This window comes from Streptomyces sp. GESEQ-4 (assembly GCF_017948455.1).
Lineage (GTDB): Bacteria > Actinomycetota > Actinomycetes > Streptomycetales > Streptomycetaceae > Streptomyces.
Genome location: NZ_JAFFSU010000002.1, coordinates 343,215 through 361,237, shown reverse-complemented (window position 1 = coordinate 361,237; position 18,023 = coordinate 343,215). Strand labels below are relative to the sequence as shown.

Below are 18,023 nucleotides of genomic sequence, written 5' to 3'. Positions count from 1 at the left end.
AATCTCACATACCGCCCCACCTCAACAGCCGTTGCGGTCCTTCGTCAGCACGCCCTGAACGGTCGTCAGCGCCCGGTCGTAGCACCCGCCCGACCCGTACAGCCGGTACCGCTCGCTCGTCGTGCCGACCGCGTGCCGCTGATCGCGCGGCACGTTGATCGTGTACGTGGCGTCGCCCGCGTAGGTGTCGTCGAGCCGCGACCACGCGAGGCGCCGACCACCCTGGGAGGTGACGACCGAGGAACGGTCGCCGAGTGACAGCACCGTCCGCAGCCGGTCGCCCGCGCCGATCGTGGTCGTGCCGTCCATCGTGTACGTCCGCTCCGTGCGCGTCGTCCGGGCCGGACCGCGTCCATCGACGGTGACCGACTCGTCGTCCGTCCAGCGGGCGTCGAGACCGTCGACGCTCTCGCCCTCCGTCCAGCGGTGCACGGAGCTGTTCGCCAGCGACCGGCTGACGGTGGTCGTCACCCGGCCGTGCGAGGTGTCGACGTATCCGGCGACGATGAGCCGATGTACGCCCTCAGTGTCCACTCGGTGTTCCGAACCGGGCGTATGCGTCGAGGAGTTGGTGAGCTCGCCCTCCCTGTGGACAGTGAGCTTCCCGCTGACGTGCGCGCTCTTCGCGTCCTGCCAGACGAGGACGTTCACGGGAGTGCTCCAGCCGGTCTGCCCCTCGGGGACGCCGACGACGGAGACCTCGACGCGGTGCGGGCGGCCGTCGTTGAGAAGGCCCGCGAAGGGTGTCAGGTCGTATTCGATCGGCTTGATGTCGAAGGCGCGCGGGCCCGGAACGACGTACCAGAGGAAGGGATTCGACCAGCCGCCGGTCCACACCGTCGGGAACGGCGCGGCGATCCCGGCCAGTTGGCCGTCGACCTTCACCTGCACCTCGCGGTAGGGGCCGCCGTCGGCCTGGCAGGAGTACGGCGCCGAGTCGGGCACCGTCAGGTACCAGTACTCCTCGCAGCCGCCGCCTGAGCCCGTGGCGTACACCTCGGCGACGACGCGTTCGCTGTTGCGCGGGGTGGTGAGGGTCGAGTCGGGGGCGAGGGTGAGGACTTGGTCCGGCGTCGCAGCGGGCTTGCCCGCATAGAACGTGAGCGTGACCTTGACGTCGATGATCCCGGTGTACGTGTCGTCCACCACGTTCCCGATGAGCATCTCGACGTCCTGGGCGCTGCGGAAGGTGTCGCTGTAGCGCGTGACGTCCTTCTCGACGGACCACTCGATGCCGTCGGGCGACGGCTGCGGTGTCGACGTACGGAAGATCTCGACACCGCCGAGGTGCAGATACCCGAGCCGGTCGAACTGCCGCCCCTTGACCTTGCCGTCCATGCGCAGGACCACCTTGCTCCAGCGGTCGCCGCAGCCGTCGGGTGGTGTGTAGGTGCCGGTGTACGGCGTGAAGTCGCGGAACTGTGCCTCGGCGAGGGTGACTTGGCAGGATGTGCCGGAGGGCTTGGGGACGGGTGGGGCGGCGGTGATGGGGTCGTGCCAGTCGGTGGTGCTGAACTCGGGCGGCGCGTCGGCGGATTGGGCGGGAACCGCCGTGAGAAAGGTGCTCGCGAGGAGGGTGACTCCTGCGAGCATGGACATGATGATCCGTCTCTTCATGGCCGGTGTTCTACGGGGAGTCGGGCGCCCCGCGCAAGAAAAAACCGTTTGCCTTCGGACACTGTGCGACGCGAACCTGTCACGGCTTGTTGCCACCCTCCCACCCTGTCCTCCACCCCCGTCCTCCACCCTTCCGACCTGACACGAGCCACTGGGACGTCATGCAGATTCAAGACCTTCCGTACCCCGACCCCGGGGTGCCGGACGCACGCTCGGGTCCCCGATTCCTGCGGTGGCTCTTCCGGAATCAGCTGGGTGGGCAGGTGAAGTCGCTGGCCTGGGGGCTGCTGCACTTCGTGTCCGTCTCCGCGCTGCCGTTCTGTGTCGGACTCGCCATCCAGGCAGTCGTCGACCGCTCCGGCACCCGGCTGGCCCTCGCGGGCGGCCTGCTGGCGCTGGCCTGCGCCGGAAACGCGATCGGCGACACCTTCCTGCACCGCTCCGCGGTCACCAACTGGATCACCGCCGCCGCCCGTGTCCAGCAGCTGCTGGCCCGCAAGGCGTCGGTACTGGGCTCGGCACTGACCCGACGCGTCGCGGCCGGTGAGGTCGTGGCCGTCTCCACGGGTGACGTCGAGAAGATCGGCTGGTTCGTGGAGGCCGTGTCCCGGTTCACCGCGGCCGCGGTCACCGTCGTACTGGTCTGCGTCGCCCTGGTCGTCTACCAGCCCGCGCTCGGGGTGGTCGTCGCCGTCGGCCTGCCCGTCCTGGCGATCGCCGTGCTGCCGCTGCTGCCCCCCGCGACCAGACGGGCGGACATCCAGCGCGAGAAGGCGGGCCGCGCCACCGAACTGGCCTCGGACACCGTCGCCGGACTGCGCGTCCTGCGCGGCATCGGCGGCGAGGAGCTGTTCCTCGACCGCTACCGCAGCGCCTCCCAGGAGGTACGCCACGCGGCCGTGCGCAGCGCCCGCATGTGGTCCCTGATCACCGCGATCCAGGTGCTGCTGCCGGGGCTGCTGCTGATCGCGGTGGTCTGGTACGGCGTGCATCTGGCCCGCCAGGGCCGGATCACCGTGGGCGAACTGGTCACCGTCTACAGCTCGGTCATGGTCCTGACCTACCCCCTGCGGCACTTCGAGGAGATCGCGATGGCGTACTCCTTCTCGCGTCCGTCGGCCCGGCGGGCCGCGCGCGTGCTGTCGCTGGAGCGTGCCACGGACACGGGCGGCTCGCGTGCCGCCGAGGTGCCGTCCGGCGACCTGTACGACCCGGCGACCGGCCTGCTCGCTCCCGTCGGCCGGTTCACCGCGGTGGTCTGCGGCGACCCGGACGCGGCGGGACGGCTGGCGGAACGACTGGGCGGGCACCCCGCGGAGGAGAGCACCTCGGTGCTGCTGGGCGGTGTGCCGCTGGACGAGCTGCCGCTCGACTCGGCGCGAACGGCCGTCCTCGTCCAGGACAAGGACCCGGTGCTGCTGTCGGGTTCGCTGCGCGAACTGCTCGACGTGCCCGCGTCCGGTGACGTGGCCGCCGAGCGGGCACTGGCGGCGGCGCAGTGCGAGGACGTCCTCGCCGCGCTCCTTCAGGGTTCGCTCGACGCCAAGGACCCGCTGGACGCCCGGATCACCGAACGCGGGCGGTCCCTGTCCGGCGGCCAGCGGCAGCGGCTCGCGCTGGCCCGGTCGCTGCTGACGGACCCGGAAGTCCTCGTCCTCGACGAACCGACCTCCGCCGTCGACTCGCACACCGAGGCACGGATCGCGACCGGCGTGAAGGAGTTGCGACAGGGGCGCACGACCGTCGTGTTCACCTCCTCGCCGCTGCTCCTGGACCGCGCGGACCGGGTCGTGCTGATGCACGAGGACGAGGTCACCGCGGTCGGCGTGCACCGCGAACTCCTGGTCAAGGAGGACCGGTACCGGGCCGTCGTCACCCGCGAGACCGACGACGAGGCCGCCCTGAACGACGTATGGGAAGAACTGGAAGAGATCGAGGAGACAGCATGATCGGCGTGGCGCCACCGGCCTACGACCCGGCGGCACCGACGACGGCGAACACCCTGCCCGTCGGCGCCACCACGACCGTACGCGCCTATGTGGCCGAACTCTTCCGCCGGCACCGCCGAGCTTTCCTGCTCCTCATCGGCGTCAACACGGTCGCCGTGCTCGCGTCGATGGCGGGCCCGTATCTGCTGGGCGGGCTCGTGGAGCGGGTGTCGGAGGAGGCGCGCGACCTCCATCTGGAGCTCACCGTCGCACTGTTCCTGGTCGCGCTGGTGCTCCAGGCCGTGTTCGTACGAGAGGTGCGGCTGCGCGGCGCGATGCTCGGCGAGCGGATGCTGGCCGACCTGCGCGAGGACTTCCTCGTGCGGTCGGTCGGGCTGCCGCCGGGGGTTCTGGAACGTGCGGGAACCGGCGACCTGCTCTCCCGGATCACGACGGACATCGACCGGCTGGCCAACGCGATGCGCGAGGCCGTACCGCAGTTGGCGATCAGCGTGGTGTGGGCGGCGCTGCTGCTGGGCGGGCTCGTCGTGACCGCGCCGCCGCTCGCCGCCGCGGTGCTGCTCGCCCTGCCGCTGCTGGTGGTCGGCTGCCGCTGGTACTTCAAGCGCGCCCCGTCCGCCTACCGGTCGGAGGCCGCGGGGTACGCGTCCGTGGCCGCCGTGCTCGCCGAGACGGTGGACGCCGGGCATACCGTCGAGGCCCACCGCCTCGGCGACCGCCGGATCGAACTGTCGGACCAGCGCATCAAGGAGTGGACGGCCTGGGAGCGCTACACGATGTGGCTGCGGTCGGTGCTCTTCCCGGTCATCAACGTCACCCATGTCACCGTGCTCTCCTCGGTCCTGATGCTCGGCGGCGTCTTCGTCCTGCAGGGCTGGATCGACGTCGGCCAGCTGACCACGGGTGCGCTGATCGCGCAGATGCTCGTCGACCCGGTGGGGCTCATGCTGCGCTGGTACGACGAGCTTCAAGTCGCCGAGGTGTCCCTGGCTCGGCTGGTCGGGGTCCGGGAGATCGAGCCGGACGACGGTGACGCCGAGGTGTCACCCGACGGGCGCGAGGTGCGGGCCGACCGGGTCCACTTCGGCTACGTCGAAGGCGTGGACGTCCTGCGCAAGGTGTCCCTCCAGGTCGCCCCCGGCACCCGGCTGGCGCTGGTCGGCCCGTCGGGCGCGGGCAAGTCCACGCTGGGCAGGCTGCTGGCCGGCATCTACGCGCCCCGGGACGGCCACATCACCCTCGGCGGCGCCGAACTGTCCCGGATGCCCGCCGAGGCGGTCCGCTCCCATGTGGCGCTGGTCAACCAGGAGCACCATGTCTTCGTCGGCTCCCTGCGGGACAACCTCCTGCTGGCCCGCACGGACGCCACCGACGCCGAGCTGTGGGCCGCGCTGGGCGCGGTCGACGCGGACGAGTGGGCGCGGGCGCTCGACGACGGACTCGACACCGAGGTCGGCTCGGGCGGGACGGTGCTCACGCCGGCGCAGGCCCAGCAGATCGCGCTGGCCCGCCTGGTGCTGGCCGACCCGCACACGCTCGTCCTGGACGAGGCCACCTCCCTGCTCGACCCCCGCGCGGCACGCCACCTGGAGCGGTCCCTGGCCCGTGTCCTCGACGGCCGCACCGTCGTCGCCATCGCCCACCGGCTGCACACCGCCCACGACGCCGACGTCATCGCCGTCGTCGAGAACGGCCGGATCAGCGAGCTGGGCAGCCACGACGAGCTGGTCGCCGCGGACGGAGCGTACGCGGCACTGTGGCGGTCCTGGCACGGGTGAGCCACTGAGCTGCCCGGTTCGGCAGCCGTGACCGCCGGTGCCGTCCTCGTCCGTCGACGGGACGGCACCGGTGACCGCCTGCCCGGCACGAGGGCATCCGCTCCACCCGCGACGTCGGCGAAGGGTGGGTGCGTCTGGTCGTAGGCCGGTCTGGACGACTGGCCTCGGGCTGTCCCGTGCTGCGTACGGGCCGGTCGCGCGCCCGGGCGGGGTGGCCGCACGGGCCCGTCCCGCCGAACCCAGTCCTCTCCCTTCCCTCCCGTGCCGTTGCGCGGTCCCGAAAGGGGGTGGAAGGCTGGACATCAGTACCGGCTCGCGGAGTGCGGCCGGAAACCGCTCGGTTCCGGTCGAGTGCGTCCCGCGCCCCGCGCCCCGGCCGCCCGCCTCCGACCGCGGTCGGAACGGGCCCGTCCCCGTCACCTGGAGGTACCCGTGAACAGCGCCGACGGATGGGGAGACGACGTCTACCAGCCCGACGGATCCGAGGTCCAGGACGACGCGGGGTTGCTGGACGTGCAGGACACCCTGGTCGACGACGGTGTCGACGACCCCCTCGACCGGGGCTGGTCTCCGCCGGACAGGCCATGGGCGGTGGAGCGCTCCGATGTGACGGCCGCCGAGCGCCTGCACGGCGAGACGCTGGACCAACGGCTCGCCGAGGAGCTGCCGGATCTCACGGAGCCGGACGGGGACGGTATCGGAGACAGCCAGGGCACCGACGGGGAACTCTGGGACAACGAGGTCGGCGCGGTCCGCTCGGGCCGGCTGGTGGCCCCCGACGAAGGAGCGCATGAGGACGAGGAGAGCGCCATGGTCGCCACGGACGTCGGTATCGACGGCGCCGCGGCCTCGGCCGAGGAGGCCGCGATGCACATCGTCGACGAGGACACCCTGCCCGGCTGACCCGTCGTCCCCCGCGCCGACGATCCCGGTGCCGTACAAGGAGCCGCCATGCAGCAGGACAAGCACCCCGACTACCACCCGGTCGTCTTCCGCGACCGCGCCGCCGGCTACGCCTTCCTGACCCGGTCCACCGCCACGAGCGAGCAGACCATCGAGTGGGACGACGGCGAGACCTACCCGGTCGTGGACGTGGAGATCTCCTCCGAGAGCCACCCCTTCTACACCGGCAAGGCGCGGACCGTGGACACCGAGGGCCGCGTCGCCAAGTTCGAGAAGCGGTACGGCGGCACCGGGCAGAGCGGCTGACAGCACGGGGCAGGCGGGGGCGGGCTCACGGCGACCCGTGCCCCTGCCTGGTGACGGCGAGTTCAGATGAAGTTGAGCGCCGCCGCGCAGCCCACGCCCCCGAGCAGCATGAAGGCCGGCATCAGCACCTTCAGCTCGACCCAGCTGCCCGCCCGGAACCGCATGGCCTTCGGCGGGCCGATGGGGTACCAGCGCTTGCGCCCCACCGGGATCGGCCAGAGTATCGGGCAGCCGGAGACCGTCAGGGCGTCCCCGATGTCGTGCACCAGCGCGCCCAGCAGGACGGGCAGGCCCAGCCACAGGTACTCCTGGCCGGGCTCGGTGAACAGCCAGCTCGCGCCGTTGCCCGGCTCGTCCAGGACACCCGCGAGAATCCACGCACTGGTGGCCGCCAGCAGCCACACCAGGACATCGGCGCTGGATCCACGCGTCGCCCGCCACAGCAGGCCTTCGATGGCCAGCACTATGTGCGCGAACAGGATCGCCAGCACCGCCCAGCGCCCCCCGGTGATCGCCAGGACCGAGGCGCCCGCGCCGATCAGGACGGCCCACAGCCAGGTGTGGGTCAGCGTGCGGTGCCCGCCGGAGCGGCGCGGGTCGCCTTGCTTCTTCGTGGCCTTGTAGACGGCGTACGAGAGCTTGTCGACGATCTCGCACAGCCCGCGTGAGAGCGGTCCGAAGGCCCGCGAGATGGTGGCCGCCTTGTGGTCGAGGTCCGGGGCGAGCGCGGCGCCGGCGCAGATCAGGGCGCCCACCAGGAGCACCGGCCACGGCATCGTGTGCCCTGTCGCGGCCGCCGCCGCTCCGACGCCTAGCCAGGCCGCGGCCCCCGACAGTGAGTGTGCTGGTCCCATCATGGCCGTTGCCCGCCCCATTCCTCGTGTGCCACTGTCCAGTTGACCGGGTGCGCTGACGCTCCGCCGGCGAGACAGCGTAGCGTTCGCGATCTTCGGGCCCGCATCCGATTCCCCCATCGGGCAGTAGGGCAGGCAAGATGGGGGCGTGACCCTCATCGATCAGCTGCCGCCGACCGCCGACCCCGACGCTCTCTATGAGGCTTTCGAGTCGTGGACCCAGGAGCGCGGCCTCACCCTCTATCCCCACCAGGAGGAGGCGCTGATCGAGGCGGTCTCCGGCGCGAATGTGATCGTGTCGACGCCCACCGGGTCCGGCAAGAGCTTGATCGCGGCGGGTGCGCACTTCGCCGCCCTCGCCCGTGACGAGGTCACCTTCTACACCGCCCCGATCAAGGCGCTCGTCTCGGAGAAGTTCTTCGAGCTGTGCAAACTCTTCGGCACCGAGAACGTCGGCATGCTCACCGGCGACGCGTCCGTCAACGCCGACGCTCCCGTCATCTGCTGCACCGCCGAGGTGCTCGCGTCGATCGCCCTGCGCGACGGCAAGAACGCCGACGTCGGCCAGGTCGTGATGGACGAGTTCCACTTCTACGCGGAGGGCGACCGGGGCTGGGCCTGGCAGATCCCGATCCTCGAACTGCCGCGGGCGCAGTTCGTCCTGATGTCGGCCACGCTCGGCGATGTCTCGATGTTCGAGGAGGACCTCACCCGGCGCACCGGCCGCCCGACGGCGGTGGTCCGCTCGGCGACCCGTCCCGTGCCGCTGTCCTACGAGTACAAACTCACCCCGCTCACCGAGACGCTGACCGAGCTGCTGGAGACCAAGCAGGCGCCGGTCTACATCGTGCACTTCACCCAGGCCCAGGCCGTGGAGCGGGCGCAGGCGCTGATGAGCATCAACATGTGCTCGCGCGAGGAGAAGGACCAGATCGCCGAGCTGATCGGCAACTTCCGCTTCACCACCAAGTTCGGCCGCAACCTCTCGCGCTACGTCCGGCACGGCATCGGTGTCCATCACGCCGGCATGCTGCCCAAGTACCGGCGCCTGGTGGAGAAGCTCGCGCAGGCCGGTCTGCTGAAGGTCATCTGCGGCACCGACACGCTGGGCGTGGGCGTCAACGTCCCCATCCGCACGGTGCTGTTCACGGCGCTGGCCAAGTACGACGGCACGCGCGTGCGCACGCTGCGCGCCCGTGAGTTCCACCAGATCGCGGGGCGGGCCGGGCGCGCGGGTTTCGACACGGCGGGCTTCGTCGTGGCGCAGGCGCCCGAGCACGTCGTCGAGAACGAGAAGGCGCTCGCCAAGGCGGGCGACGACCCGAAGAAGCGCCGCAAGGTGGTCCGCAAGAAGGCGCCCGAAGGTTTCGTCGGGTGGACGGAGAACACCTTCGAGAAGCTCATCGCCTCCGATCCGGAGCCACTGACCTCGCGTTTCCGGGTGACGCACACGATGCTGCTGTCGGTGATCGCCAGGCCCGGCAACGCCTTCGAGGCGATGCGGCACCTCCTGGAGGACAACCACGAGCCGCGCAAGCAGCAGCTCAGGCACATCCGGCGGGCGATCGCCATCTACCGCTCGCTGCTGGACGGCGGCATCGTCGAGAAGCTCGACGAGCCGGACGCCTCGGGCCGCATCGTGCGCCTCACCGTCGATCTCCAGCAGGACTTCGCGCTCAACCAGCCGCTGTCCACGTTCGCCCTGGCCGCGTTCGAGCTGCTGGACCCCGAGTCGCCCTCGTACGCGCTGGACATGGTGTCCGTCGTCGAGTCGACGCTGGACGACCCCCGGCAGATCCTCGTCGCCCAGCTGAACAAGGCGAAGGGCGAGGCCGTGGCCGCGATGAAGGCGGACGGTGTCGAGTACGAGGAGCGCATGGAGCGGCTCCAGGACATCTCGTACCCGAAGCCTCTGGAAGAGCTGCTCTTCCACGCCTACGACACCTACCGCAAGAGCCACCCCTGGGTGGGCGACCACCCGCTGTCGCCGAAGTCCGTCATCCGCGACATGTACGAACGGGCCATGTCCTTCACGGAGTTGGTGTCCTTCTACGAGCTGGCACGCACCGAGGGCATCGTCCTGCGCTACCTCGCCTCCGCCTACAAAGCCCTCGACCACAACATCCCCGACGACATCAAGTCCGAGGATCTGCAGGACCTGATCGAGTGGCTCGGCGAGATGGTGCGCCAGGTCGACTCCAGCCTGCTGGACGAGTGGGAGCAGCTCGCCAACCCGGAGGAGATGACCGCCGAGGAGGCCCAGGAGAAGGCCGACGAGGTCAAGCCGGTGACCGCGAACGCGCGCGCCTTCCGGGTCCTGGTCCGCAACGCCCTGTTCCGCCGCGTCGAGCTGGCCGCCCTCGACCAGGTCGAGGAGCTGGGAGAGATGGACGCGGAGTCCGGCTGGGACGCGGACGCCTGGGGCGAGGCGATGGACAAGTACTGGGACGAGTACGACGACCTCGGCACCGGCCCCGACGCCCGCGGCCCCAAGCTGCTCGTCATCCAGGAGGAACCGCAGCACGGCCTGTGGCGCGTGCGCCAGATCTTCGACGACCCGAACGACGATCATGACTGGGGCATCAGCGCGGAGGTCGATCTCGCCGCCTCCGACGCGGAAGGCCGTGCGATCGTCCGTGTCACCGACGTCGGCCAGCTGTGAGCACAGGAGAAATTCACCCATGACGAATCCGGCCGAGAGGCTTGTCGACCTGCTCGACCTGGAGCAGATCGAGGTCAACATCTTCCGGGGCCGCAGCCCGCAGGAGTCCCTGCAACGGGTCTTCGGCGGGCAGGTGGCCGGCCAGGCGCTGGTCGCCGCCGGGCGCACCACGGACGGCGAGCGCCCGGTGCACTCGCTGCACGCGTACTTCCTGCGCCCGGGCCGGCCGGGCGTGCCGATCGTGTACCAGGTCGAGCGGGTCCGGGACGGCCGGTCGTTCACCACCCGTCGGGTCACCGCCGTGCAGCAGGGCCGCACGATCTTCAATCTCACCGCCTCCTTTCACAAGCCTGAGGAAGGTCCCTTCGAGCACCAGCTGCCGCCGGCCCGCGAGGTCCCGGACCCGGAGTCCCTGCCGACGGTGGCGCAGGAGGTCCGGGAGCATCTGGGCGCGCTGCCCGAGCAGTTCGAGCGCATGGCCCGACGTCAGCCCTTCGACATCCGCTATGTGGACCGGCTGCGCTGGACCGCCGAGGAGGTCAAGGACGCCGAGCCGCGCAGCGCCGTGTGGATGCGCGCGGTCGGGCCGCTCGGTGACGACCCGCTCGTGCACACCTGCGCGCTGACCTACGCCAGCGACATGACCCTCCTGGACGCCGTCCGGATCCCGGTCGAACCCCTGTGGGGGCCGCGGAACTTCGACATGGCGTCGTTGGACCACGCCATGTGGTTCCATCGGCCGTTCCGCGCGGACGAATGGTTCCTCTACGACCAGGAGTCACCGATCGCGACGGGCGGTCGGGGCCTTGCCCGTGGGCGCATCTACGACGTGGAGGGACGGCTGCTGGTCTCCGTCGTCCAGGAGGGGCTGTTCCGGGCGCTGTAGGTCACTCTCCTCTGCGGCGCAGCCAGCCCAGCAGTCCTCCTCGTGACCGCCTGGGCTCCTCGGTCGGAGCGGGAGTGCGGGGCGGGGCGGCGGGAGGTCCCGGGTGCTTCGCCTTCGGTCGTGGTGCGGGGCGGTACCTGCGCGCCTCGTCCAGCGCCTGGGTCAGGTCCGCCCGGAGCCAGCTGATCTCGTCCGCGTCGTCCGCCGTCATGATCCGCTCGGCGAGGTGCGCGGCGGGCGATCCGGGTGCGCCGTGTGCGGGCGGTGCGGGCCGGAACCTGTTCAGGTGCGCCCGCTCATAAGGGTCTGTGACGATCTCCGCGATCTGGACGGGGTCGAGCAGGGCGGCCACGGCACCGGCATGCTGCCAGGGGTCGTCGGCCTGCCGCAGCAGGAATCCCAGGTGACGTCCGCGCCAGTTGCGGGGCCGTAGGTCCAGCCCTGCGCCCAGTTGGTCGCGAAGGCCCTCGGGTGTTCGGCCGTTCAGCAGCTGAGCGTTCTTCTCGTCGGCCGCGAACTGACGTAGTTCTTCGGCCAGATAGAGCCAGACGATCGCTCGGTAGCGGTTGAGATAGAAGGAGACCGGGACCACCAGGCCGAGCCGGGCAAGGCGGGTGAACCTCCCCGCGGTCACCTCCATGATGCGGGCGCCTTCCGTTGCCCCTACCGCCTCGACGGCGCTGAGCAGCCTCTCCGGGAAACCCTCTTCGGCGCGAAGCCGCTCGATCTCCTGCTGGGCCACACGACGTCCCCCGCCGCCCTCGTCGGGCACGGTCCGGATGCGTCCGAGGTGCACGGCGAGGTCGAACTCGCGCCGTTTCAGTCCGAGTTCGCGAGCGGCGCGGCTCGGCGCCCAGGAAAGTCGGTGCGGTTTCGTGATGGTGTCGCCAGACATGTCTCCCCCGTGGAGTCAGCGGCTCACGCCCTGTGCGTTCGCCGTGAAAAAACCGTAGCCGGTCCGGCGGATCTCGTGGCGAGCCTGTGGATAACTCCACGGAGGATGGAATAGGCGCAGGTCAGGCTTCTGGGGACGGGAAGCGCTCGGGCTGGCGGGCGTCCACGCCGAGGTGCTCGCCCACACGATTGACGAGCAGGGTCATCTCGTAGGCGATCTGGCCGATGTCGGCCTCCGCACCGCTGAGGACGCACAGACAGCTGCCGCTGCCGGCCGCGGTGACGAACAGGACGGCGTCGTCGAACTCCACCATGGTCTGGCGCACCCTGCCCGCGCCGAAGTGGCGTCCCGAGCCCTTGGCCAGGCTGTGCAGCCCGGAGGAGACGGCGGCGAGGTGTTCCGCGTCCTCGCGTCGTAAGCCCGTACTCGCTCCCGTCACCAGCCCGTCGTTGGACAGGACCAATGCGTGCCGCACCTGTTCGACGCGCTCGGTCAGATCGTCCAGCAGCCAGTCGAGTCCCTGGTTCTGCGCCATGATCTGCTCTCCCCGTGTGATGTCTCCCCCTGGCTGGAGGATCTGTCGGCCACCCTTCCGGACGACCCGGCGTCGGGGCAAGGAGGATGGGGGCATGGCACAGAAGATGACCGATGAGGAATGGCGGGCGTTCGTCTCGTACGGCACCCGCACCGGCAAGCTGTCGACCGTCCGGGCAGACGGGAGCCCACATGTGGCGCCGATCTGGTTCGTGCTCGATGGCGACGACGTGGTGTTCAACACCGGCAGCAAGAGTATGAAAGGGCGCAATCTGGTCCGTGATGGGCGTGTCGCGCTGTGCGTGGACGACGACCGGCCGCCGTTCGGCTACGTGATACTGACCGGTCGCGCCCACATTTCGGAGGATCTGGCTCAGCTGCGTCACTGGGCCGCGCGGATCGGCGCGCGGTACATGGGCGAGGAGCGCGCCGAGGAGTTCGGGGAGCGCAACGGCGTCCCCGGCGAACTCCTCGTCCGCGTCACGATCGACAAGGTCCTGGCGGAGAAGGGCCTCGCTGACTGAGCCGAACTCCCCTCTCAGCCCACGGAGTCGAGGAGCCGGGCGGTGTGCATGCGCCCGGCGTACTCGACGAGTCGGATCAGCACCTCCTTTCCCGAGTCGCGGTCGCGGGCGTCGCAGAGCACCACGGGTGTTCCCTGGTCGAGGTCGAGGGCGCGGGAGACATCGTGGGCGCCGTATGCGCGGGCGCCGGCGAAGCAGTTCACGGCCACCACGAACGGGATGTGCCGGTGCTCGAAGTAGTCGACGGCGGGGAAGCAGTCCTCCAGGCGCCGGGTGTCCGCGAGGACCACAGCGCCGAGGGCGCCTTGCGACAACTCGTCCCACAGGAACCAGAAGCGGTCCTGGCCCGGCGTACCGAAGAGGTAGAGGGACAGGCCGGAGCGGATGGTGATCCGTCCGAAGTCCATGGCGACGGTCGTGGTGACCTTCTGATCCACGCCGTCGGTGTCGTCCACCGCCTGGCCGGCTTCGCTGAGCAGTTCCTCGGTGCGCAGCGGCTTGATCTCGCTGACCGCGCCCACCAGGGTGGTCTTGCCCACGCCGAATCCGCCGGCGACCAGTATCTTCAGCGCCAGAGGGGCGGACTCGCCGTCCTGGGCGTCGGAGTTCTCGGAGACCATCGATCACTTCTCTCGGGAGTGCCGGCAACGGTCGACGTGTGACGCCAGCATCATGGCAACTGCGGCTTTCTCTTGAGGGGTTGGACCGCTATTGGCCGGTTTCCGAACGTTCATCTACAGCGCCCGCAATCCCTCGATCACCTCGCGCAGAATCCGCTCGTCGGGCAGCTGCGCCGGGGGCACCGGGCGGCTGACGGTGACGCAGCCGAGTTCCAGCAGGTCTCCCAGGAGTACGCGCACCACGCCCACGGGCAGATCGGCGCCCGCGGCGAGTTCCGCGACCGACTGGGTCTCGGTGCGGCACAGCTCGACGAGCGCGCGGTGTTCCGGGCCGAGGGCGGTGTCGTCGAATCCGGGTGCGCCCGCGTCCAGGGTGACGAGGGCGATGAGGTCGAACCGCACTCCGGTGGGGCCGGGTTTGGTACGTCCGCCGGTCATGGCGTACGGACGGACGAGGGGCCCGGCCTCGTTGTCGTACCACTGGCTGCCCTGCTCCCGCGGGGCGCCCGTCAGGTGATCGGTCATGTGCGCGGACCGCCCTCTCGGTTCATCCGGCGGGCGGCCGCGCGGCGACGCGCGGCGCCGTGTAGAGGTGCTCGCCGACGCGCTTGACCAGCCGCGCCATCTCGTAGGCCACCAGCCCGATGTCGGCGGTGACGGCGGTGAGGACGGCGAGGCAGGAGCCGTCGCCCGCCGCGGCCACGAACAGGAAGGCGTCGTCCATCTCCACCATGGTCTGGCGTACTCCGCCCGCGCCGAAGTGCCGGCCGGCGCCCTTGGCCAGGCTGTGGAAGCCGGAGGCGACCGCGGCGAGGTGTTCGGCGTCCTCACGGCGGAGGTCGGTGGACGCGCCCACGGCCAGTCCGTCGTTGGACAGCACCACGGCGTGCCTGACGTCGCTCACACGCAGGACCAAGTCGTCCAGCAGCCAGTCGAGTTCGCCCGACCTCCCCCACTCTCGGTTTCGCTCGAGCGGGGGGACCCCCACGTCGGCCCTCATGCTCGGGTCCTGGATCATGCGGGGTCTCCTTCGCTGCTGTCGCTGCCCGCCGGGGTTTCTGGAGCGGCACCGCGTCCGGGCTGCCTGCCGCCGCCGCGCGTCCAACCGTCGCGGTACGACGCCATGCGGTCCCGCACTAGTTCGGGTGTGCGCTCGTCCTCGCCCGACGGAGCGGCCGGTGGTTCCGGATCCTCGGGGCGTCCGTCGCGCAGTTGGGGGGCGAGGCTCGCCTGCCGGACGCGGCGGGGAAGGTCGTCGGAGGCTTCGGAGTCGTCCGGCGGGCGGTGCAGTCGCAAGGTGGTGACTCCGGGGGGTGGTGTGTCTGCCGCGGTGTCCGCGGCGGTGGCGACGGGCGCCACCAGTGCGGGGCGGTCCGCGGGCGCGGTCACGGACTCCTGGTGCGGGGCCGGGCCGGGCACGCGCGCGTACTCGCGTTCCGCGGGTCGTTCCGCCTCTGCGGTCTTGCGAGGAGAACGTTCCGCCGCGCCGCTGTGCAGCAGGCCGGTGGGCAGCAGCACGACCGCGGTCGTGCCGCCGTACGGGGAGGTGCGCAGGTGCACCTTGACGCCGTGCCGGGCCGCGAGCCTGCTGACCACGAAGAGGCCGAGCCGGTCGCTGTCGAACAGGTCGAGCGCCTCGGACTGCTCGATACGGCGGTTGGCTTCGGCGAGGGTCTCCTTGCCCATGCCCAGGCCCCGGTCCTCGACCTCCAGGACGTAGCCGTTGCCGACGGGCTCGCCGGTGATCCGCACGCGCGTGTGCGGCGGCGAGAACTGGGCCGCGTTCTCCACGATCTCCGCGAGAAGGTGGGTGAGGTCGGCCACGGCCGTGCCGATGACGGCGGTCTCGGGGAGTTGTCGTACCTCCACGCGCGCGTAGTCCTCGACTTCGGAGACCGCCGCGCGGACGACGTTCGTCAGGGAGACCGGCATGCGCCACGCCCGGCCGGGTGCCGCGCCGGAGAGGATGATCAGGCTCTCCGCGTGGCGTCGCATACGGGTGGTGAGGTGGTCGAGCCGGAACAGGTCGCTCAGCTCATTGGGGTCGTCGGAGCGGCGTTCCATGCTGTCGAGCAGGCTGAGTTGGCGGTGGACCAGGACCTGGCTGCGGCGGGCGAGGTTGACGAAGACGCCGGAGATGCCGCTGGCCAGCTCGGCGCGTTCCACGGCGGCCCGCAGCGCCGCGCGGTGCACGGTGGCGAGGGCCTCGGCGACCTGGCCGGCCTCGTCCTCCGCGGCCGGACCTGGCGGAGCCTCGACGCCGACGTCGATCTCCTCGCCCGCGCGCAGTTTCCGCATGGCTTCGGGGAGCTTGCGCCGTGCGATCTCCAGGGCACTGTTGCGCAGGCTCACCAGCTCGACCACGAGGGCACGGCCGATGCGTACGGAGATGACGAGCGACGCGGCGACGGCGACGAGGCCGAGCAGGACCGCGGCACCGGCCGTGGTGAGCAGACCGCGCGTGAACGGGTCGGCCCGGTCGGCGACGCCGCGCCCGGCGTCCTCCTCGATCGTGCGCATCGCGTCCTGCACGCGCGCGTGCGCCTGGTCCCAGGTGGCTTCCGGTGCCGCGTCGATCGCCCGCGTACCCGAACCGGTGGCGAGGACCTTGTTCTCGACGGCTCCCAGGGCGGCGTAGGCACTGCCCTCGGCGAGCTCCCGCCAGGCGGTGCGTTCGGGGCCGCGCAGGTCCGCGACGGCTGCCCCGGTGAGGGTGCGGCGGGTTTCGACGGCTCCGGTGAACAGCCGCATCCGCTCCCCGTCGAGGCGACCGGCGAGGCGTGCGCCGGCCAGCACGACGTCCTCTTGGGCCAACGCCTCGCCCGCGCGGGAGAATTCGAGCAGCACGCGCGCGTCCGAGCCGAGTTCGGCGTCCTGGATGCCGGTGAGGGCGCCGCCCACGGTGAAGGCCGTCGCGATGGTCTTCGTGTACTGCCGATATGTCTCGTCCCAGCCCGCGCGCCGGTCCCGTACCGCGGTGCGCAGGGGGCGCAGTTCCTCGGCGGCGGTGACGAACGCTTCCAGACGTGCGGCCACTCCGGCGGGCAGTTCCTCGCTGTCGGCGACGGTGTTGTCCTTGCCGAGCCGGAGCTCCTGCACGGCCCGGTCCGTGCGCTCCGCCAGCCGCGCGATGTCACCGCTCTGCCCCGAGGACGGATCGGTGGCGTGCCGCACGGCGGCCTCGCGCTCGGCTTGGAGCGCGGCGACGGCGTCCGCGACGGGGGCCCGGATCGCGGAGTCCACCCGCTGCAACTGCCGCAGCCGGGAGACGTCCTGGGCGGTGCTCACGGTGGCGTACGCCCACAGGGCGAGCAGCGAGACCACCGGCACCATCAGCAGGCAGACGATCTTGGCGCGTACGGTGCGCGGTCGTATGCTCCATCGCCCCGCGCGCGCGGGTGCGTCGTCCACCACCGTGTCCACGGGTTCGTCCCGCCGTTCGTCCGCGGGCGGTCCGGCATGGGCGCGGCGCCCGCGCACGGGCGGCGGCGCGGCGCCGGCTTCAGGGGTCCTTCGGGATGTACGCATGGCCTCCTCGCTCGAAAGTCGTTCGGGGCGTGCCTGCCGGACCTCTCCGGGGTGGACTCGCCGCCAAGCGCTCCGCTGGATATGCAGTTCGTTCGCCGCGGGCCCGGTGGGGGCTGGTCGCGCAGTTCCCCGCGCCCCTTGCAGGGCGCGGTTCCGCACCCGACTTCAGCAAGACCGCTCAGCGGGCGACGCTCTCGACCGGGCGCTGGGCCGAGGCGGATGCCTCGCGCTCGTCCGTCGTGGGAGACAGGGCGACGAAGGCCGAGGTCAGGAACAGATAGGACCCGAGGCCGACGGCGAGGGGAAAGATGAACTGCATCGCCGTCGCCCCGGGCAGGACCTCACCGGACGGCGTGACGTGCACGCTCACCGCGAACATCCCGGTGTAGTGCATGCTGCTCACCGCCGCCCCCATGATGAGCGAGGCGATCGTGACGGCGACCGCGGACTTGATGTTGAGGGCCGCCCACAGGGCCGCCGTGGCGGCGACGACGGCGATCAGCACGGAGAGTCCGACGAGCACCGGGTCGTAGTGGACGTCTCCGTGGAGGCGCACCGCCGCCATGCCGAGGTAGTGCATGCTCGCCACGCCCAGGCCGGTGGTGAGTCCGCCGATCAGCAGGGCCCGGCCGCGGTCACGGCTGTAGCCGACGGCGAAGACGCCGGCGCAGACGACCGCCATGGCGACGAGCAGGCTCAGGATGGTGAGCGGCACGTCGTAGTGGATGTCGGTGCCGCTGACGCTGAAGCCGAGCATGGCCACGAAGTGCATGGTCCAGATGCCGGTTCCGATGGCCGAGGCGGCGGTGATGAGCCAGTTGCGGCGCGACCGGCCGGTGGCGCCGAGCGCTCGGACGGTGCAGCGCAGTCCGAGCGCGGCGCCTATACAGGCCATGACGTACGACAGTGCGGGTGTCAGCCAGCCCAGGGCGGCGTGGTCCAGGTGTCCCATGGCCAAGGGACGCTA

The 18,023-nt window shown here is 70.9% G+C and carries 16 protein-coding genes; 7 read left to right on the top strand and 9 right to left on the bottom strand.

What is annotated here, in order from left to right; translation table 11 throughout:
- Nucleotides 1-21: 21 nt before the first annotated feature.
- Nucleotides 22-1,617 (bottom strand): peptide-N4-asparagine amidase, encoded by a 1,596-nt coding sequence (locus tag KCH48_RS06885; RefSeq protein ID WP_210571235.1) that lies wholly within the window; start codon nt 1,615-1,617, stop codon nt 22-24.
- Between the two features lie 161 nt (nt 1,618-1,778).
- On the opposite strand from KCH48_RS06885, the gene KCH48_RS06880 reads away from it, so the two are divergent.
- From KCH48_RS06880 to KCH48_RS06865, 4 genes are all read left to right on the top strand, one after another.
- A complete protein-coding gene (locus tag KCH48_RS06880; protein WP_210571234.1) occupies nt 1,779-3,566 on the top strand; it encodes an ABC transporter ATP-binding protein in 1,788 nt (595 codons plus the stop codon).
- The gene (locus KCH48_RS06875; RefSeq protein ID WP_210571233.1) at nt 3,563-5,344 is read left to right on the top strand and encodes an ABC transporter ATP-binding protein; all 1,782 of its coding nucleotides are present in this window, start codon (nt 3,563-3,565) and stop codon (nt 5,342-5,344) included. Before KCH48_RS06880 ends, KCH48_RS06875 begins: the two co-directional genes overlap by 4 nt.
- A gap of 432 nt (nt 5,345-5,776) precedes the next feature.
- On the top strand, nt 5,777-6,247 hold the full coding sequence (locus tag KCH48_RS06870; RefSeq protein ID WP_210571232.1) for a DUF5709 domain-containing protein: 471 nt from the start codon (nt 5,777-5,779) through the stop codon (nt 6,245-6,247).
- A 48-nt stretch (nt 6,248-6,295) separates the two neighbouring features.
- Complete coding sequence (locus KCH48_RS06865) at nt 6,296-6,553, top strand: type B 50S ribosomal protein L31 (protein WP_210571231.1); 258 nt, start codon at nt 6,296-6,298, stop codon at nt 6,551-6,553.
- A gap of 62 nt (nt 6,554-6,615) precedes the next feature.
- Here the strand turns inward: KCH48_RS06865 and KCH48_RS06860 are convergent, their stop codons facing one another.
- Nucleotides 6,616-7,410, bottom strand: a complete 795-nt coding sequence (locus KCH48_RS06860) for a metal-dependent hydrolase (protein ID WP_210571230.1) — start codon at nt 7,408-7,410, stop codon at nt 6,616-6,618.
- Between the two features lie 145 nt (nt 7,411-7,555).
- On the opposite strand from KCH48_RS06860, the gene KCH48_RS06855 reads away from it, so the two are divergent.
- Together KCH48_RS06855 and KCH48_RS06850 are read left to right on the top strand one after the other, a co-directional pair.
- Nucleotides 7,556-10,069: a DEAD/DEAH box helicase gene (locus KCH48_RS06855; protein WP_210571229.1), complete on the top strand. Its 2,514-nt coding sequence runs from the start codon at nt 7,556-7,558 to the stop codon at nt 10,067-10,069.
- 19 nt (nt 10,070-10,088) lie between these two features.
- A complete protein-coding gene (locus KCH48_RS06850) occupies nt 10,089-10,955 on the top strand; it encodes an acyl-CoA thioesterase II (RefSeq protein ID WP_210571228.1) in 867 nt (288 codons plus the stop codon).
- Between the two features lies 1 nt (nt 10,956).
- On the opposite strand, the gene KCH48_RS06845 is transcribed toward KCH48_RS06850, so the two are convergent.
- Together KCH48_RS06845 and KCH48_RS06840 are read right to left on the bottom strand one after the other, a co-directional pair.
- The gene (locus tag KCH48_RS06845) at nt 10,957-11,850 is read right to left on the bottom strand and encodes a DUF6397 family protein (protein WP_210571227.1); all 894 of its coding nucleotides are present in this window, start codon (nt 11,848-11,850) and stop codon (nt 10,957-10,959) included.
- A 121-nt stretch (nt 11,851-11,971) separates the two neighbouring features.
- Nucleotides 11,972-12,385 carry a roadblock/LC7 domain-containing protein gene (locus KCH48_RS06840; RefSeq protein WP_210571226.1) on the bottom strand — a complete coding sequence of 138 codons (414 nt, stop codon included), beginning with the start codon at nt 12,383-12,385 and terminating at the stop codon, nt 11,972-11,974.
- A gap of 94 nt (nt 12,386-12,479) precedes the next feature.
- Here KCH48_RS06840 and KCH48_RS06835 point away from each other — a divergent pair, with 94 nt between their 5' ends.
- On the top strand, nt 12,480-12,908 hold the full coding sequence (locus KCH48_RS06835) for a PPOX class F420-dependent oxidoreductase (protein ID WP_210571225.1): 429 nt from the start codon (nt 12,480-12,482) through the stop codon (nt 12,906-12,908).
- Between the two features lie 14 nt (nt 12,909-12,922).
- Here the strand turns inward: KCH48_RS06835 and KCH48_RS06830 are convergent, their stop codons facing one another.
- The 5 genes from KCH48_RS06830 to KCH48_RS06810 form a co-directional block, all read right to left on the bottom strand.
- Nucleotides 12,923-13,528 carry an ATP/GTP-binding protein gene (locus KCH48_RS06830; protein ID WP_210571224.1) on the bottom strand — a complete coding sequence of 202 codons (606 nt, stop codon included), beginning with the start codon at nt 13,526-13,528 and terminating at the stop codon, nt 12,923-12,925.
- 114 nt (nt 13,529-13,642) lie between these two features.
- Nucleotides 13,643-14,053: a DUF742 domain-containing protein gene (locus KCH48_RS06825; RefSeq protein ID WP_210571223.1), complete on the bottom strand. Its 411-nt coding sequence runs from the start codon at nt 14,051-14,053 to the stop codon at nt 13,643-13,645.
- A gap of 22 nt (nt 14,054-14,075) precedes the next feature.
- A complete protein-coding gene (locus tag KCH48_RS06820) occupies nt 14,076-14,546 on the bottom strand; it encodes a roadblock/LC7 domain-containing protein (protein WP_374104658.1) in 471 nt (156 codons plus the stop codon).
- A complete protein-coding gene (locus tag KCH48_RS06815) occupies nt 14,543-17,056 on the bottom strand; it encodes a nitrate- and nitrite sensing domain-containing protein (RefSeq protein ID WP_210571222.1) in 2,514 nt (837 codons plus the stop codon). Before KCH48_RS06815 ends, KCH48_RS06820 begins: the two co-directional genes overlap by 4 nt.
- 178 nt (nt 17,057-17,234) lie before the next feature.
- Entirely contained in the window at nt 17,235-18,008 is a 774-nt protein-coding gene (locus KCH48_RS06810) for an MHYT domain-containing protein (RefSeq protein WP_210571221.1), read from the bottom strand.
- Nucleotides 18,009-18,023 lie beyond the last annotated feature (15 nt).

Bases quoted from the DNA above. Each gene is read 5' to 3' on its own strand.
- KCH48_RS06880 (WP_210571234.1), top strand. From the start codon at position 1,779: ATGCAGATTCAAGACCTTCCGTACCCCGACCCCGGGGTGCCGGACGCA.
- KCH48_RS06875 (WP_210571233.1), top strand. From the start codon at position 3,563: ATGATCGGCGTGGCGCCACCGGCCTACGACCCGGCGGCACCGACGACG.
- KCH48_RS06820 (WP_374104658.1), bottom strand. From the start codon at position 14,546: ATGATCCAGGACCCGAGCATGAGGGCCGACGTGGGGGTCCCCCCGCTC.
- KCH48_RS06840 (WP_210571226.1), bottom strand. From the start codon at position 12,385: ATGGCGCAGAACCAGGGACTCGACTGGCTGCTGGACGATCTGACCGAG.
- KCH48_RS06860 (WP_210571230.1), bottom strand. From the start codon at position 7,410: ATGATGGGACCAGCACACTCACTGTCGGGGGCCGCGGCCTGGCTAGGC.
- KCH48_RS06835 (WP_210571225.1), top strand. From the start codon at position 12,480: ATGGCACAGAAGATGACCGATGAGGAATGGCGGGCGTTCGTCTCGTAC.
- KCH48_RS06865 (WP_210571231.1), top strand. From the start codon at position 6,296: ATGCAGCAGGACAAGCACCCCGACTACCACCCGGTCGTCTTCCGCGAC.
- KCH48_RS06810 (WP_210571221.1), bottom strand. From the start codon at position 18,008: ATGGGACACCTGGACCACGCCGCCCTGGGCTGGCTGACACCCGCACTG.
- KCH48_RS06815 (WP_210571222.1), bottom strand. From the start codon at position 17,056: ATGCGTACATCCCGAAGGACCCCTGAAGCCGGCGCCGCGCCGCCGCCC.
- KCH48_RS06830 (WP_210571224.1), bottom strand. From the start codon at position 13,528: ATGGTCTCCGAGAACTCCGACGCCCAGGACGGCGAGTCCGCCCCTCTG.
- KCH48_RS06845 (WP_210571227.1), bottom strand. From the start codon at position 11,850: ATGTCTGGCGACACCATCACGAAACCGCACCGACTTTCCTGGGCGCCG.
- KCH48_RS06825 (WP_210571223.1), bottom strand. From the start codon at position 14,053: ATGACCGATCACCTGACGGGCGCCCCGCGGGAGCAGGGCAGCCAGTGG.
- KCH48_RS06885 (WP_210571235.1), bottom strand. From the start codon at position 1,617: ATGAAGAGACGGATCATCATGTCCATGCTCGCAGGAGTCACCCTCCTC.
- KCH48_RS06850 (WP_210571228.1), top strand. From the start codon at position 10,089: ATGACGAATCCGGCCGAGAGGCTTGTCGACCTGCTCGACCTGGAGCAG.